The organism is Nocardia rhizosphaerihabitans (assembly GCF_014646295.1).
Lineage (GTDB): Bacteria > Actinomycetota > Actinomycetes > Mycobacteriales > Mycobacteriaceae > Nocardia > Nocardia rhizosphaerihabitans.
The window spans coordinates 197,836-211,008 of record NZ_BMNE01000005.1 but is presented as its reverse complement, the minus strand read 5'-3'; the positions used below and the strand labels follow the sequence as shown (position 1 = coordinate 211,008).

At 70.5% G+C, this 13,173-nt stretch carries 10 protein-coding genes; 8 read left to right on the top strand and 2 right to left on the bottom strand.

Features of this window, described 5'->3' with window-relative positions:
* Nucleotides 1-623: 623 nt before the first annotated feature.
* Nucleotides 624-2,477, top strand: coding sequence for a DUF4407 domain-containing protein (locus IEY60_RS22720; RefSeq protein ID WP_189031850.1), 1,854 nt, complete (start codon nt 624-626; stop codon nt 2,475-2,477).
* A gap of 210 nt (nt 2,478-2,687) precedes the next feature.
* On the opposite strand, the gene IEY60_RS22715 is transcribed toward IEY60_RS22720, so the two are convergent.
* A complete protein-coding gene (locus IEY60_RS22715) occupies nt 2,688-4,190 on the bottom strand; it encodes an MFS transporter (protein WP_189031848.1) in 1,503 nt (500 codons plus the stop codon).
* An 82-nt stretch (nt 4,191-4,272) separates the two neighbouring features.
* On the opposite strand from IEY60_RS22715, the gene IEY60_RS22710 reads away from it, so the two are divergent.
* The 6 genes from IEY60_RS22710 (at nt 4,273) to IEY60_RS22685 (ending at nt 10,982) form a co-directional block, all read left to right on the top strand.
* Nucleotides 4,273-4,815 (top strand): TetR/AcrR family transcriptional regulator, encoded by a 543-nt coding sequence (locus IEY60_RS22710; RefSeq protein ID WP_189031846.1) that lies wholly within the window; start codon nt 4,273-4,275, stop codon nt 4,813-4,815.
* 177 nt (nt 4,816-4,992) lie between these two features.
* A complete protein-coding gene (locus IEY60_RS22705; protein ID WP_229740038.1) occupies nt 4,993-6,606 on the top strand; it encodes an adenylate/guanylate cyclase domain-containing protein in 1,614 nt (537 codons plus the stop codon).
* 150 nt (nt 6,607-6,756) lie between these two features.
* A complete protein-coding gene (locus tag IEY60_RS22700; protein WP_189031841.1) occupies nt 6,757-7,641 on the top strand; it encodes a hypothetical protein in 885 nt (294 codons plus the stop codon).
* On the top strand, nt 7,638-8,696 hold the full coding sequence (locus IEY60_RS22695) for a DUF4129 domain-containing protein (RefSeq protein ID WP_189031839.1): 1,059 nt from the start codon (nt 7,638-7,640) through the stop codon (nt 8,694-8,696). Before IEY60_RS22700 ends, IEY60_RS22695 begins: the two co-directional genes overlap by 4 nt.
* Nucleotides 8,696-9,682, top strand: coding sequence for an AAA family ATPase (locus tag IEY60_RS22690; RefSeq protein WP_189031837.1), 987 nt, complete (start codon nt 8,696-8,698; stop codon nt 9,680-9,682). The genes IEY60_RS22695 and IEY60_RS22690 overlap by 1 nt, the downstream gene beginning before the upstream one ends.
* Nucleotides 9,683-9,686: 4 nt before the next feature.
* On the top strand, nt 9,687-10,982 hold the full coding sequence (locus IEY60_RS22685; RefSeq protein ID WP_189031835.1) for a DUF58 domain-containing protein: 1,296 nt from the start codon (nt 9,687-9,689) through the stop codon (nt 10,980-10,982).
* Between the two features lie 91 nt (nt 10,983-11,073).
* Here IEY60_RS22685 and IEY60_RS22680 read toward each other — a convergent pair whose 3' ends face one another.
* Complete coding sequence (locus tag IEY60_RS22680) at nt 11,074-11,820, bottom strand: RDD family protein (protein ID WP_189031834.1); 747 nt, start codon at nt 11,818-11,820, stop codon at nt 11,074-11,076.
* Nucleotides 11,821-11,838: 18 nt separating this feature from the next.
* Between IEY60_RS22680 and IEY60_RS22675 the strand changes: the two genes are divergently transcribed.
* Complete coding sequence (locus tag IEY60_RS22675) at nt 11,839-12,873, top strand: stage II sporulation protein M (protein ID WP_189031832.1); 1,035 nt, start codon at nt 11,839-11,841, stop codon at nt 12,871-12,873.
* Nucleotides 12,874-13,173: the final 300 nt, after the last annotated feature.

Below are 13,173 nucleotides of genomic sequence, written 5' to 3'. Positions count from 1 at the left end.
ACCCAACCAACTAAGGTCGGGCTAAGAAACCTGTCTAGCTGGGGTTTGTAACGGCGGCATGCTTCGTCGCGCGCGTCGTCCAGTGTAAAGCAGAGCTGGCACGGGATCGATCCCGAACAACCCGCGCCGACCTGCGCGAACACTGTGAACGAGCAAGCTGGAATCAGCCGCCGGCATGGCGCCGAAAGCTGAACTCACCTGCACCGCAGCAGAATTCCCAGACAATGCGCAGGTCAAACCTGCTTGCTCCGCTAACCGGGGTGGGAACGGTGAGATATTCCCGACAGCGGCTCCGACGTGCCTTGGTAGCGATCCAACCGTACGGTCTGTAGGCCGATTGTGCGGCACAGCACATTTCCGGCAAATTGTGGAACAGTGTCGTTCGCCACAAAATGGCCTCCACCGACCAGTAGGTACGGATCGCCGGGGACGACACGCCGAGGTGGGTGGCAGTGCCCGCCCACCCGGCCGCGTCGCGCCGATGCCGGGTTCGCTCGACTGTGAGGCTGACCACACGAGAGGCCGCGAAGCTCGGTGTGTCGGCTCCGCGCCTGTCACGCTGGCACAACGAATCCATGACAGTTACGCCATGCCCAGTGGAGCGCAAGAACCGGGGAGAACAGATGACCCGCATACTCACCTGGCTCGGCGGAGGCCTCGCCTCGCCTCGGCGCCAGGACCCCGAAACGGGCGCCGACCTGGCCTTCAACCATGAACAGGGCGGCTATGTCGTCACCGGCGCCGCCGTCGCGCTGTTCGCCGCGATCGCCGGGATCGTCACCGCCGCCGCCCTCGCCGCCGCCGCGGGAATCGGTGCTTTCGCCGTCGTCGCGCTCGCGCTCGTCGCCGGGGTAGCCGCCGGTGCGCTCGGTCGCGCGCTGGCCACCACCCGGCCCGGCGCGAGCGCCGATCGGGTCGGCCTCGCGGCCAGGATCGGCGTCGGTGTGCTGGCGGGCGTCCTCGTCGCCGAGCTGGCCTCGACCGTGCTGCTCGGCGGCACCGTCGAGCGGGAACTCGATGTGCGGGCGCAGGCGAGCGCCGAGAACGCGCCGGGTGTCGTCGCCGCGCGCACCGAATTCGACCGGGCGGCCGCCGACCGGGCCGCCCTCGACGTGTCGATCGCCAAGGCGCAGGCCGATATCGACCGCGCGCTGGTCATCGCCCGCTGCGAATACAACCCGACGCCGGAGTGCCCGCAGACGCGGATCACCGGCGTGCCCGGCCGCGGGCCGGAGACCCAGACCGCCAACGACATGCTCGACGACGCGCGCAAGCAGCTCGCCGCCGCCCAGGCCCGCACCGAGCAGCTCGACCAGCAGGTTCGCACCGAGACCGCCGAACTCGCCGCGGCCCGCGCGACCGCGATCGCCGAGGCCGACCGTGGGCTCGGCGCCCGCTGGCTGGCCATGAACGGCTACACCGCCGCCCACGCGGGCGCCGCCGCGCTGCGGGTGCTCATCCTGCTCGCCGGTGTCCTGCTTGCCCTGCTGCCGCTGCTGCTGCGCTGGTGGCGCGGCGAGACCTCGCTCGACCGCACGGTCGACGCCGCGGAGATCGCCGACCGCGCCCAGCGCGAGGCCGACGCCGCCATCGCGGTCAAGCGGGCCGAGGTCCGCGCCGAGGCGGCCGCCCTGCGCGCCGACCACGAACTCACCGCAGCACGGCTGGCGATCGAAGCCGATACCGTCATCGATCGAGAACGTCAGCGCACCAGGATCATCGCCGCGATCGGCGGTTTCGAGCTCGGGTTCACCGAGCCGCATCGAAAGGACGACTCCGTGGCTCTGGAGCCGAACGTGACACCGCAGCTGCCCGCCGGGTACCTCCCGAACGCGCTGCCCGCCGCCGCGCCGCAGGCAGGCGCCCTGGTGCCCGTGCAGCAGCCGGTGAGCGCGCCCGCAGCGCCCGCGCAGGCCCCGACCGGTGGCGGTGGCCTCGAGCTGCCGATCATCGGCACGGTGCCGTTCACCGACACCGCCGCCCGCTGGATCCGCCCGCTGGTGCCCTCCTTCGTCGCCAACGCGATCGACTCGGCGACCCACCCGCTGCGCACCGCGCGCCAGGCCTTCGAGGAGGTCGAGGAGGTCACCTTCACCTTGCGCCGCACCCGCAAGGTCACCGTCGACACCCAGGATTCGCAGGCACAGCAGCAGCAGATGGTGCCCGCGGGCTACCAGCTGCAGGGCGGTCAGCCGGTGCAGGGCTACCTGCCCGCGGGCGGCTACCAGCAGCAGGCGCCGCAGTACCCGCAGCCGCAGTACCCGTACGCACAGCAGATCGCCTCGACCGTCGTCGACGCACCGTCGACCCGCTACCACCCGGACCCGCGCCAGTACCAGGCCGCGCCGAACTACACCGCGCTGCCCGCGGGCCAGGGCAACGGCCTGCCCGAGGCGGACGGCTACGGCGAGCTCGCCGGTGGCAACGCCAACGAACTGCCCGGCGGAAACCAGCGTCAGCTGCCCCCCGCCCGCTGATCACCGGGCGGCGGGACCCGAACGTGCCGTTCTCGTCCGCCGAAACCCAGCCCCGTACTCCCCGACCTCGAGGAGGGGACGGCCGCGCAGCGGCCGGTTCGCGGCCGTCCCGCCGGTCAGGCACCGTTGCGTAGGCGACGAAGGAGCAAGCAACGGTGCCTGACCGGCGGGACACCAGGGGCCGCGAACTCGAGCGCGCCAGCGCTCCAATCAACACAGCTTGGTGCGCACCGCGCTGAACGCCGCGAACAACAGCACCGCGACGATGCCGAGCACCGTCAGGTGGATGCCGCTGACGAATGCCTGGTTCGCCGAGGACAGGAACTCCTCGGCCACCGCGGTCGGTAGCTCGCTCGCGACCTCGATCGCGCCGCTGAGCGAGCCCGATGCGGTCGCCACCGCGTCGTCCGGCAGCAGCGACAGGTCCAAGCCGCGCCGGAAGATCGCCATCACGGTGCTGCCGAGCAGGGCGACGCCGAGGGCGAGGCCGGTTTCGTAGGCGGTCTCCGAAATGGCGGCCGCCGCACCGGCGCGTTCCTCGGGTGCCGAGCCGACGACCAGGTCGGCGGCCACGGTCATGGCCACGCCCGCGCCGAGGCCGATGCCGACGAAACCGAGGACGAAGGCCTCGGCGCCGGTGGTCGCGTCGACCGCGAGGAAGGCCGCCGCGCCGACCGCCGTGACGACCAGCGCACCGGCCAGCACGACCGCCGCGCGCCAGCGCCGGACGAGCCAGGCCGCCGCGAGCGAGCCGAACACGCTGGCCGCGAGGCCGGGCAGCATCAGCAGACCCGCCTCGAGCGGCGAGCGGCCGAGCACCAGCTGCAGATACTGCGAGCCGAAGAACAGCACGCCCGCCAGCGCGAACACCGCGAGCAGGTTGGTGAACACCGCGACGCGGAACCTCGGCAGCGCGAACAGCCGCAGGTCGAGCATCGGATCGGTCAGGCGACGCTGCCTGCGCACGAACAGCACGGCGGCGAGCACACCGGCCAGGCCGACCAGCAGCGCGCCGGTCGTCGGGCCGTGTGCCGCGGTCTCCTTCACCGCGTAGACCACCGGGACCAGCGCGAGCATCGACAGCAGTGCGCTGAGCGCGTCGAACCGGCCGGGGTTGGGGTCACGCGATTCGGGGATGAGCAGCGGCGCGAGCGCCAGCAGCACCAGCATGACCGGCAGGTTCACCAGGAACACCGAGCCCCACCAGAAGTGCTCGAGCAGCCAGCCGCCGACCAGCGGACCGGCCGCGGCGCCACCACCGGCCATCGCGCTCCACACACCGATCGCCAGGGTGCGCTGTCGCGCGTCCTGGAACATCGAGCGGATCAGGCCCAGGGTGGCGGGCATGAGCGTGGCACCGGCGACGCCCTGCAACACGCGCGCCGCGATCAGCATCTCGGGCGAGACCGCCCAGGCGGCCAGCGCCGAGGCGATGCCGAAGCCGACGGCGCCGATCAGCAGGAGCCTGCGCCTGCCGATCCGGTCGCCGAGGTTGCCCATCACGACCAGCAGGCCGGCGAGCACGAACGAGTACACGTCGATGATCCAGAGCAGCTGGGGAGTGCTCGGGGCGAGGTCGGCGCTGATCGCGGGCACGGCCAGGTCGAGCACGGTCGCGTCGACGGCGAGCAGCAGCAGGGCAAGGGCGAGTACGCCAAGGCCTGCCCATTCGCGCGGGGTGGCGTGCGGCGGAGTGGTGACGGGGGTGTTCATCGGTCTCTCGACTTTCGGGGTTTGGTAAACCGTCCAGCCGGTACAGTAACAGGAAAACCGTCCAGACGGTACAGTGATCGACGTGAGCCCTGGCACCCGCGATCGCATCCTCGACGCCCTGGAGACCCTGCTGCTCGAACGCGGCGCGGCCCAGATGACCCTCGACAACGTCGCCGCGGCCGCGGGCGTGTCCAAGGGCGGGCTGCTCTATCACTTCAAGAGCAAGGACGCCCTGCTCGTCGGGCTGGTCCATCGACTCGGTGAACGCGCCCGCGCCCAGCTCGACGAGACGCGGGCGAGCGGGACCTCGATCGCCGAGTGGTACCTGCAAACCCCGGACCCCACCACGCAGGCCGACGCCGTCGAACTCGCGCTGTACCGCTCCCTACTGGCGACCATGCGCACCATCGACGCCTCGGGCAGCGAACCCGACGAGGTGCAGCTCGCCCTCGACGGGGTGATGACGGCCTGGTCGGACGGCCTCGACGCCGAGGTGGACGACCCCGTCCGCGCCGACACCATCCGCCTGGTGGGCGACGGGGTCTACCTGCGCGCACTGCTCGGCCTGCCGCAGATCGAGCCCGCGCGCTATCGCGCCGTCGTCGACCGGCTGCTCGAGCGCTGAGCACAACAATTTCAGTGGACATCTGTACTCCGAACCGACACCGCGCCGGCCCGCGCGCCCAGACCGACGTCCAGCGCCGGAAAACGGATCACTGACTGGTCATATAGCAGCACGGCCGCAATGGTGACCTGGGCTACACATTGGGGCACATCTCGATGCTCGGTTTACAGTGCGATGGTGATCCACAGCGACGGACCGAAGGGCACGGCGAGCTCCGCGCCGTGGGGCTCGCCGCTGCTCGGACCGGTCGAGGAGAAGTCGTCCATCCGGCGCGTCCGGGTGCAGCTGCTGCTGACCCTGCCGTTGCTCGTCGCCAACTTGATCGGCATCACGATGATCGTGGTGCTCGCCGGGTTCGTGCTGCCCGGCCCGACCGTCTTCACCAGGCAACTCCTGCTGATCAACGCCGTGTTCACTCCGCTGTGCGCGGTCGCGGCGCTGGCGATCGGCACCGTGTGGGGAACCGTGGCCGGCCTGCGCACCATGCGCTGGGCCACCGACCCCGACCACATACCGACGCCGCCCGAACAGCGGGTCGCGGTGTCGGCGCCGCGCTGGATGGTGCTGCAACAGGCGGTGCTGTGGACGCTGGCGCTGGTCACGCTGACGATCGCCTACGGCGTCGCCGATCCCGCGCTGATCCCCAAGGTCGTGCTGTCCATCGGCGCCGCGGGAATCGTGGTGTGCGCCAACAGCTATCTGATCGTGGAATTCGCTCTGCGGCCGGTGACCGCGCGCGTGCTGCAGGCCGACCCGAATCGCCGCCGCGGCATCGGCGTGTTCGGCCGGACCATGCTGTCGTGGCTGGTCGGGGTCGGGGTTCCGGTGGCGCTGTCGATGACCGTCGCGGTGTGGGCGCTGGCCGATCCCGCGGTGAGCAAGGCCAGGCTGGCCGTGTGCATGCTCAGCCTCGGCGGCTCGGCTCTGCTGTTCGGGATGCTGTTGATGGCCCAGGTGGTCGCGGCGACGGTCGCCCCGATCAAGGGCGTTCGCCAGGCGCTGCGCCGCGTGGAGGACGGCGAGCTCGACACCGAGGTCACCCTCTACGACGGCACCGAGCTCGGTGACCTGCAGAGCGGCTTCAACCGGATGGTGCACGGCCTGCGCGAGCGCGCCATGATCGAGGACCTGTTCGGCAAGCACGTCGGCCACGATGTCGCGATAGCGGCGATCGCCTCCCAGCCGGTGCTCGGCGGTACCGAAACCGAGGCCGCGGCCCTGTTCATCGACATCATCGGCTCGACGACGATGGCCGCCACCCTGCCCGCCCCCGAGATCGTCGGCATCCTCAACCGGTTCTTCGACATCGTCGTCGACGAGGTGGAACGCCACGGCGGCCTGCTCAACAAGTTCGAAGGCGACGCCGCTCTAGCCGTATTCGGCACCCCCGCTCCGCTGGAAGACCTGGCAGGCTCGGCCCTCTCCTGCGGCCGCGCCATTCAGCGCAGACTCCGCGAAGCCTCCGACCTGAACGCAGGCATCGGCGTCGCCGCGGGCCGGGTCGTCGCGGGCAATGTCGGCACCCACAACCGCTACGAGTTCACCGTCATCGGCGACGCGGTCAACGAGGCGGCCCGCCTGTGCGAGCTGTCGAAGAACTACGAAGAACGCCTCCTCAGCTCCGCGACAACCCTGGCCGCCGCAGCCGACACCGAGTCAGCGCACTGGACTCTCGGCGAGACAGTCACCCTCCGCGGCAGATTGAAGCCAACCCGATTGGCCCTACCCCGGCTGTCTGGGCCCACCTTGAACCCAGCCACCTCGAACTCGAAGGCATCCGAGACCCACTGACACTCGGCCCGCCGGCTCTCAGCGCGAAACCTGGATCCCGCAGCCGACACTCCCAGCCCCCGCACGACCCGACCTCGAGCAGGGTCCGCCGCACAGCGGCCGCGAACTCGAGCGCGCCAGCGCTCCAAGAACAGAGCTAGACTCGGCCGCGTGCGTCCCGCCGTCGAAGCGGTCGGCGCCGTCGGGGCGGGAATCGATCCGGCACGAGCGCCTGCGCCACCGCCGCCATCTCCGCCGACGGTACCGATCCGGCCCCTGCGTTTCCGCGAATTGCTCGACGAGCCGTTCGCCCTGATCCAGGCCCATATCCGGGCGTTCGCGGCGCTCGGTGGTGGCGCGCTCGTGCTGACCGTGCTCGGGGTGCTCGGTGTCACCGGACTGGTCTCGCACCTGACCGACGGCTCCGACGACGGCACCGCGTGGGCCGCGGTCCTGGCGACCGCGGCCGGGGTGTGGCTGCTGCGGCTGGTGCTGCGTGGCACGACCGTCGCCATCGCGCTCGCCGACTTCGGCGGGGTTCGGTACGGCGTAGGCGGCGGGTTGCGGGCTGCCGGGCGACGGGCGGGGCCGCTGGTTCTCGCGCAGGTCATTTTCTCGCTCACCGGAATCGGGGTGCTGCTGGTCGGCAGTCTGCTGATCGTCACCTATCCCCTGGCGTTGATCTGGCTGTCGTACGTGCGGGCGCGCCGGTTCGTCGTCGAACCGGTGATCCTCGCCGAGCAGGCGGGTTTAGGTCTCGCCGTTGCCCGCTCGAAGGACCTGGTGCAGGGCGCGGACTGGTCCGTCGCCGGCCTGTGGCTCACCCAGCGGCTCATCTTCGCGGTACTCGCGGTGCCCGCGTTCGGCATTCCTTTCTTCCTGTCCGACTTCTCCGGCACGCACCGCTGGGCCTTCATCACGCTGCTGGTCGGCGGGCTGCTGTTGGTGGTGACGGTCGGCGAGATCATCGAGGCGACCAGCCGGGTCCTCTGCTACATCGACCGCCGGTGCACCCGCGAAGGCATGGACATCCGGATCCCCGGTGGTACCCGATGAGCGACAACAACTTCCCGGACATCCCCGGGGCCGCACCACCGCAACCCGGCCCCGGCGGCGCACCACCGCAACCGCGTCTCGGTGCGGCCGCCGACCACCGCGCCGCCGCCGAGAACGCGGCGGGTCGCCGCGACTACGACCGCGCACTGCGGGAACGCTTCCGTGCCGTCCTGCGCGCCCTCGAACAGGGCGGCACTCTCCCGGTCCGCCGATCACGCACCGCGCAGGAGACCGCCGACGACGCGACGACCGCGCTACCGCTGGAGCAGTCCACCGAATTGCACCCGGCGGCACGCAGTTTCGACGAGGTCGTCTACGGCGGCCGCGCCGCGACCGAGGACGAATACCGCAGGCTCGAATACGCCGACCGGTACTCGCAGTCGGCTCCCCCACCGGTCGACGAGCCGGTCGAACTCGAGATCGTCGAACGGGAATCCAAGCGCCGCAGGCAACTTCCGCCGCTGCCGGGGCTGCTCCGCAATCCCCGGTTCTGGGCAGCGCTGGCCGCCGGACTGGCACTGGCCCTGCTGCTGTATGCCACCTTGCAGTCGTGCGGTGCGCCCAACGCACCCGACGCGCCCGACCCGCCGGCACCGCCTGACCGGCCCGAGGACGACTTCGACCCCGATTTCGGCGAGGGCAAGGACTCGATCTTCACCCGCCTCCCCGGCTGGCTGGCCTTCGGCGGCCTGCAGTTCCTGATCGCCTTCGTCGCACTGATGTGGTGGCGCGGGCGCAGACGCGGCGCGCTGGTCGGCGAACCGCGACCGGTCGAAGTCGCCGCGAACGAACTGCTCGCGGGCCAGGCGGGTCTGTACCGTCGCTCCGGCGACGTCGCCCACGTCGCGCAGACCCTGCGCACGGCGACCCTGCGCCGGATCCGCCCGCGCCTTGGCGCGCGCGACCTCACCGACGACCAGCTCGTCGAGACGGCCGCCACCCGCCTCGGCGTGCCCGCCCAGCAGATCGGCACGGTCTTGTTCGGCCCGGTGCCGGACGAGACGACCCTGTATTACGTTGCCGCACACCTCGAATGGATCGAGACGGAGCTCTGATGACCGACAACACCGTCCTGCAGAAAACGCCGAGCGCCGCGGAGGCCGGTGCGGCGCTGGCTGCCCTGCGCACCGAGATCGGCAAGGCCGTGGTCGGGAACGACCAGGCCGTGCTGTACCTGGTGCTCGCGCTGCTGTGCCGCGGCCACGTGCTGCTCGAAGGCGTGCCGGGTGTGGCGAAGACGCTGCTGGTCCGCGCGCTGGCCACCTCGCTGGCGCTCGACCATGCCCGGGTGCAGTTCACGCCCGATCTGATGCCCGGCGATGTCACCGGCTCGCAGATCTACGACCCGCATTCGGCCGAGTTCACCTTCCGCCACGGCCCGGTGTTCACCAACCTGCTGCTGGCCGACGAGATCAACCGCACCCCGCCGAAGACGCAGTCCTCGCTGTTGGAGTCGATGGAGGAGCGGCAGGTATCGGTGGACGGTCAGCCCAAGCCGCTGCCCGATCCGTTCGTCGTCGTCGCCACCCAGAACCCGATCGAGCAGGAGGGCACCTATCCGCTGCCCGAGGCCCAGCTCGACCGGTTCCTGTTCAAGGTCGACATCCGGCTGCCCGACCGCGACGACGAGTTCCGCATCCTGCAGCGGCACGCGAACGGTTTCGATCCGCGCGATCTCGGCGCCGCCGGGTTGCGTCCGGTGGCCGGGCCCGAGCACATCGCCGCGGCCCGCGCCGCGATCGCCCAGGTGACGGTGAGTCCCGAGGTGCTGGCCTACATCGTCGACCTGTGCCGCGCCACGCGCAGCTCGCCCGCCGTCGCGCACGGCGCGTCGACCCGCGGCGCGACCGCGCTGCTGGCGGCCGCGCGCGCCTTCGCCTGGCTCAACGGGCGCGCCTACGTGACGCCCGACGATGTGAAGACCGTGGCCGTGGCCGTGCTGCGGCACCGGCTGCAACTGCGGCCGGAGGCCGAGCTGGACGGGGTGAGCACCGAGGGCGTGCTCTCGTCGTTGCTGGTCTCGGTGCCGGTTCCGGTGTAGCGGCGTGGTCGTCACAGGCCGGTTCGCGCTGCTCGCCACGATCGCGGCGGCGCTGGTGATGTTTCTCGTGCCGTCGTGGGTCGGCGTGCTCGGCGCGTGCGTCGCGCTGCTGGCGCTCGGGCTGTTCGATGTCGCGCTCACCGCGCGGGCCGGCTCGCTCACTCTGACCCGCGATCCGCTGACCGTCGTGCGGCTGGGCCGGAGCACCGAGATCGAACTCGTGGTGACCAATACCGGCACCGCGATGGTGCGCGGCATGCTGTGGGACGCCTGGCCCGACAGCACCCACGCCGATCACCGCACCCATCACCTCGCGCTGGCGCCGCGCACCCGGATCCGGTTGCGCACCAGCCTTACTCCCACCTATCGCGGCGACCGGGTGGCGGGCCCGGTGACGGTGCGGCTGCTCGGTCCGCTGGGGCTGACCGGTCGCCAGACCCGCCTCGACGTGCCCGCCAGGGTGCGCGCGCTGCCCGCGTTCCGCAGCGAACGGCTGCTGCGGTCGAAGGTGAAGCGGCTGCATCATCTCGAGGGCCGCAATGTCGCGAATACCCGCGGGCAGGGCACCGAGTTCGATTCGTTCCGCGAGTACGTGGCAGGCGACGATGTCCGCAGCATCGATTGGCGGGCCACCGCCCGCGCCGCCGATGTCCTCGTGCGCACCTGGCGGCCGGAACGCAACCGGCACATGCTGATGGTGCTCGACACCGGGCGGGCCAGTGCGGGGCGGGTCGGCGAGGGCACCCGACTGGATTCCTCGATCGAGGCGGCGCTGCTGCTCGGTGGGCTGGCCGCGGCCGCGGGCGACACCGTCGACCTCCTGGCTTACGACCGCCGCGTGCGCGCCGAGGCGACCGGTGCGAGCGGAAATCAGCTCCCACTCAAACTTATGCACACCCTCGCCGGCGTGACGCCACAGCTTGTGGATACCGACACCACCGGCCTGGTGCGGACAGTGATCTCCCGGGTGCGCAGGCGGGCACTCATCGTGTGGTTCACCAGTCTGGACGGTCCGACGGTCACCGAGCATCTGCTGCCCGCGTTGCCCACGCTCACCCGGCGGCACCGGGTGTTGATCGTCTCGGTCACCGACCCGGATATCGCCGCGGCCGCCCGTGACCGGTCCACCGCTGATGCCGTCTATACCGCGGCGGCGGCCGAAACCGTGCTGGCCGAGCGGGCTCTTGTGCAGGAATCACTGCGTCGACGTGGGGTGCAGGTGGTTGCCGCCGCACCGGACCAGCTGCCCGAGGCACTGGCCGACGAATACCTGGAATTGAAGCAGTCGGGATCCCTGTGAGTTGTGGACAGCCGAAGTTGTCCACCGCCACTCACAGTCCATCCACCGTCTCGCCAACATGTTGTGCACAGGGAGATTTCATCCACAGCTCTCAGCCGCGTGAAAGCTGCTGTCGCCGAGCCAGAACCGCGCCGAGGACGTGATACGGCGGGTATTCCGTCGGCACCGGGCGGCCGACAGCGGCACATACCGCCGCGACGAGCTGGGTACCGAGGTGGTGCTGGGCGGCCGGTGTCAACGTGCGCAACCTGGTCAGATACTGACGTACCGCCCCGGCCAGCTCGTCGGACATCCCGCTCGGATCGAGTTGTGCCGCCCAGCCGGTCAGCCAGGGCGGCGCGACGGCCAGCGCGGGCATCGGCAGGTTCTGCCGGGTGTGCACAACCACGGTCCCGGCGAGCACGTCACCGACCCGCTTGCCGTCGCGCGAGCACAGCGAGCTGATCACCGCGATCGCGCCGAACGCGCCGAGCATCCAGAAATCCACAATCGCGCCGGCCAGCCCGCGGGTGAGCGCGTGCCGGAAGTCGATCGGCCCGGCATCGGCACGCACGACGCGCAGCCCGAACGCCAGCTTCCCCAGTGAGCGCCCGCGTGAGACGGTTTCGCTGGTCACCGGGTACGCGACAAGCACGGTCACCAGGGTGACCACGGACATGACGCTCCACCATGCCGAATCGGCGTCGGCCGCGAGCAACAGCATCAGCCCGCCGTAGGCGAGGGTGGCCGCCAGCCCCAGCTGGATGAGCAGGTCGAGCAGAAAGGCGCCCGCACGGCTGGGAATGCGCGCGATCGGGAGTTCGAGCGCCACCGCTTCGCCGGTGGTGAATTCGGCCATGTGGCTAGCATTCCCGATATGGACACCGATGCCTACAGCTGGGCGCATCAACGGTCGTGGCATCGGTTGGATCAGCTGGTCCGCCAGCGCAAACTCTCCGGGGCCGAGGCCGACGAACTGGTCCGGCTGTACCGCGCCGCCTCCCAGCAGCTGGCGAAGCTGCAAGGCCACCACCCCGATCCGGAGCTGGTGTCCGGGCTCAGCGCCCTGCTGGCCAGGGCGAGGGGACGGGTGCTGGCCGCGCGCTCGCAGCCGTGGCGCGAAGTGGGCCGGTTCTTCACGCGGCACTTTCCCGCTGCGGTGTATCGCGCCTGGCCGTGGTGGGTTGCGGTGACCGCGATCTTCCTCGCCGTCTCCGCCGTGATCGCCGTCCTTGTGGACAACTCGTCGGCGGCGCGAAAAGCGCTGGGGATACCCGAGGGTGACACCTCGATCATCACCGGACCTGGTGGTGCGTTCGAGACCTACTACTCGGAGCACCCGAACGACGCCTTCGCCGCGCAGGTGTGGACACACAACTCGTGGGTGTCGGCGATCGCCCTGTTCACCGGTGTGCTGATCCTGCCGGCTGTGTATGCGCTGTTCATGAATGCGCTGAATCTGGGGATAACCGGTGGATTGATGGCCGACGCGGGACGGCTGGAGTCGTTCTTCGGATTCATCCTGCCGCACGGCACGCTGGAGCTGACGGCGCTGTTCGTCGCGGGTGGGGTCGGGCTGAAACTGGGCTGGACGCTGGTCGACCCTGGCCGGCGCAGCAGGGCGGCCGCTGTCGCCCGACAGGGCAGGGTGACGGCGACGGTGGCGCTCGGCCTGGTCGTCGTTCTGTTGGTGTGCGGTCTGATCGAAGGTTTCGTGACGCCGAGTCCGCTGCCGGCCCCGGTGCGCATCGCCTTCGGGTTCGCCGCCGAAGCGGCGTTCCTCTTCTACGTTTTCGGCCTCGGCCGCCGGGTCGCCGAGGAGCAGGACGCCACGGCCGCCGCGCCCGCGGCCCTGCCGGACCCGGCGGATCGCTGGTTGCCTTCCGCGCCAAAGTCGCTGGACCGGGCCTGAACTCGCAGATGCACGTGCATTTGCGAGGCAGGCAACTACGAGCACACCCACGCCGAGACAGCTCCGGACAACCGGCAGCTACGCGAGGTAACGAGAAGGTGTCGAACTCCCCCATTTGAGTTCCGCTGGCCGCAGCGAGTCGGGCTCGAGCTGCGGCCAGCGTTACCGTCAACTGTACACAATCGTTATGCCCATGCAACCCCCAACGCGCAGGTCCGGGGTACAGATTGCGAACCAGCAAACATCTGCCGATCCACTGATTTTCACCGCCGCAGCTAACTTCCGGCGGCTCTCTCGACG

Bases quoted from the DNA above. Each gene is read 5' to 3' on its own strand.
- IEY60_RS22720 (WP_189031850.1), top strand. From the start codon at position 624: ATGACCCGCATACTCACCTGGCTCGGCGGAGGCCTCGCCTCGCCTCGG.
- IEY60_RS22715 (WP_189031848.1), bottom strand. From the start codon at position 4,190: ATGAACACCCCCGTCACCACTCCGCCGCACGCCACCCCGCGCGAATGG.
- IEY60_RS22695 (WP_189031839.1), top strand. From the start codon at position 7,638: ATGAGCGACAACAACTTCCCGGACATCCCCGGGGCCGCACCACCGCAA.
- IEY60_RS22690 (WP_189031837.1), top strand. From the start codon at position 8,696: ATGACCGACAACACCGTCCTGCAGAAAACGCCGAGCGCCGCGGAGGCC.
- IEY60_RS22680 (WP_189031834.1), bottom strand. From the start codon at position 11,820: ATGGCCGAATTCACCACCGGCGAAGCGGTGGCGCTCGAACTCCCGATC.
- IEY60_RS22675 (WP_189031832.1), top strand. From the start codon at position 11,839: ATGGACACCGATGCCTACAGCTGGGCGCATCAACGGTCGTGGCATCGG.